General features: G+C 63.2%; 3 protein-coding genes. 1 reads left to right on the top strand and 2 read right to left on the bottom strand.

Annotated features, from left to right (window positions below; genetic code table 11):
• Positions 1-66: 66 nt before the first annotated feature.
• Both EOB49_RS33785 and EOB49_RS33780 read right to left on the bottom strand, forming a co-directional pair.
• Positions 67-525 (bottom strand): DUF6644 family protein, encoded by a 459-nt coding sequence (locus EOB49_RS33785; protein WP_127383495.1) that lies wholly within the window; start codon positions 523-525, stop codon positions 67-69.
• Positions 526-915 carry a DUF6152 family protein gene (locus EOB49_RS33780; RefSeq protein WP_127383494.1) on the bottom strand — a complete coding sequence of 130 codons (390 nt, stop codon included), beginning with the start codon at positions 913-915 and terminating at the stop codon, positions 526-528.
• A 220-nt stretch (positions 916-1,135) separates the two neighbouring features.
• On the opposite strand from EOB49_RS33780, the gene EOB49_RS33775 reads away from it, so the two are divergent.
• Positions 1,136-1,456: a DUF1476 domain-containing protein gene (locus EOB49_RS33775; RefSeq protein ID WP_127270441.1), complete on the top strand. Its 321-nt coding sequence runs from the start codon at positions 1,136-1,138 to the stop codon at positions 1,454-1,456.
• Positions 1,457-1,607: the final 151 nt, after the last annotated feature.

Below are 1,607 nucleotides of genomic sequence, written 5' to 3'. Positions count from 1 at the left end.
CACCCCTCATCCGACCTCGCTTCGCGAGGCCACCTTCTCCCACAGGGGGAGAAGGAAGATGCGGCGCTAGAGAAATCCGATGAACCGTCCGGCGAAAAGCACGGAAATCCACAGCAGCATCGAAAGCACCGCCAGAGCGGGCCCGCCTGCCGGCTCGTCACCGCCTGTTGCGCGGCGCAAGCGCAGGAAGGCGAGGAAATTGATGCCGGCGAGAAGGATGAGTGCCATCTTGGCGAGGAAAACCGGCGTTGCATAGGTGCTCGCCTTGACCGAAAACAGCAGCGAGCCTGTGACGAGCGCACCCACGAATGCGCCCAATGCAATGCGGCGCAGCAGCGCGACGAACGCGGCGTATGGCAGCGAACGGAAGGCGCCGCATATCCTGAGGTCCATGAGGAGGACGCTGGTCAACAGCGCGCCGATCGACATGATGTGGAGCGCATTGACCACGGGGTAGGCGATAAAGGAGGCCTTCAGCCACCGCGCCAGGGCAAATTGCTCGATGCCGGCGAAAAACTCCGTCATCTAGGCCGGCGGCACGCGGTCGGGATAGACATCATACGTCTTGCCGCCGACGATGAGGCGCACCGCTTTCATGCGCTTTTCGCTCGCCTCGAGCGAACGGTTGCCGATCGCGGTCACCTCGTCGCCGATTTTGGCCACCTCCTCCGTGAAGCCGGCGGCGATGGTGCGGGACGGCGGCGCCATCTCCACCCGCCAGGCCTCGCCCTCGGCGTCGACATCCAGCGTGGCATGAGGATTGCCGATATAGATGGCCGTGATCTTGCCCTTGAGCTCGAAAAACCCGTCCTGCGTCCACGACCAGCCATGATGGGCATAGGCCGCGGTGCCGGCGGCAAGGATCACGGCCGCCGTCAGCGCGACGCTGCGAATTCCATTGAAAGGCGACCGCATCACTCGTCTCCTCGGTTCGTCCACCATGCATTCGAGAGTAGGACACGGCGCGGCAACGTCAAATCACATCGGCCAAATGACCGGAACCGCCAAGCACCCCGCCCAATCACCGGCGTGAACGATCCGGCCTTGCTAAAGACATCCATGCACGCCACTCTCGCCTTCCCTGCCCGCTTTTCCCTTGGGCTGAAGACCGGACTCACATCGAACGAGGCAAACCATGAGCAGCATGAGAGACCGTCAGGAAGGCTTCGAAAAGAAGTTTGCGATGGACGAGGATACGAAGTTCAGGGCCATGGCGCGCCGCAACAAGCTGCTCGGCCTCTGGGCCGCCGAAAAGCTTGGCAAATCTGGTGCGGACGCCGACGCCTATGCGAAGGAAGTGGTGCACGCCGACTTCGAAGAGGCCGGCGACAACGACGTGTTCCGCAAGGTGCGCGCCGATTTCGACGCGGCGGGCATCGCCCAGTCGGATGCCCAGATACGCACCGCCATGGAAGAGCTGCTGGTGACCGCGGTGGAGCAGATCAGGTCGACCTGAGCGCCGCTCAGCCTTGATCGGGATTGGGCGTGCCGTCCTTGAGGCACAGGGCCACATTGTGGTGTTGGTTTGCCAGCGGGCTGACTTCCATCGTAGCGCTCTACGGCGCCCCCCTCTGTCCTGCCGGACATCTCCCCCTCAAGGGGGGAGA

Origin of the sequence: Mesorhizobium sp. M7A.F.Ca.MR.148.00.0.0 (assembly GCF_003997735.1) — a bacterium.
GTDB lineage: Bacteria > Pseudomonadota > Alphaproteobacteria > Rhizobiales > Rhizobiaceae > Mesorhizobium.
This window is presented reverse-complemented; position numbering and strand designations above follow the sequence as displayed.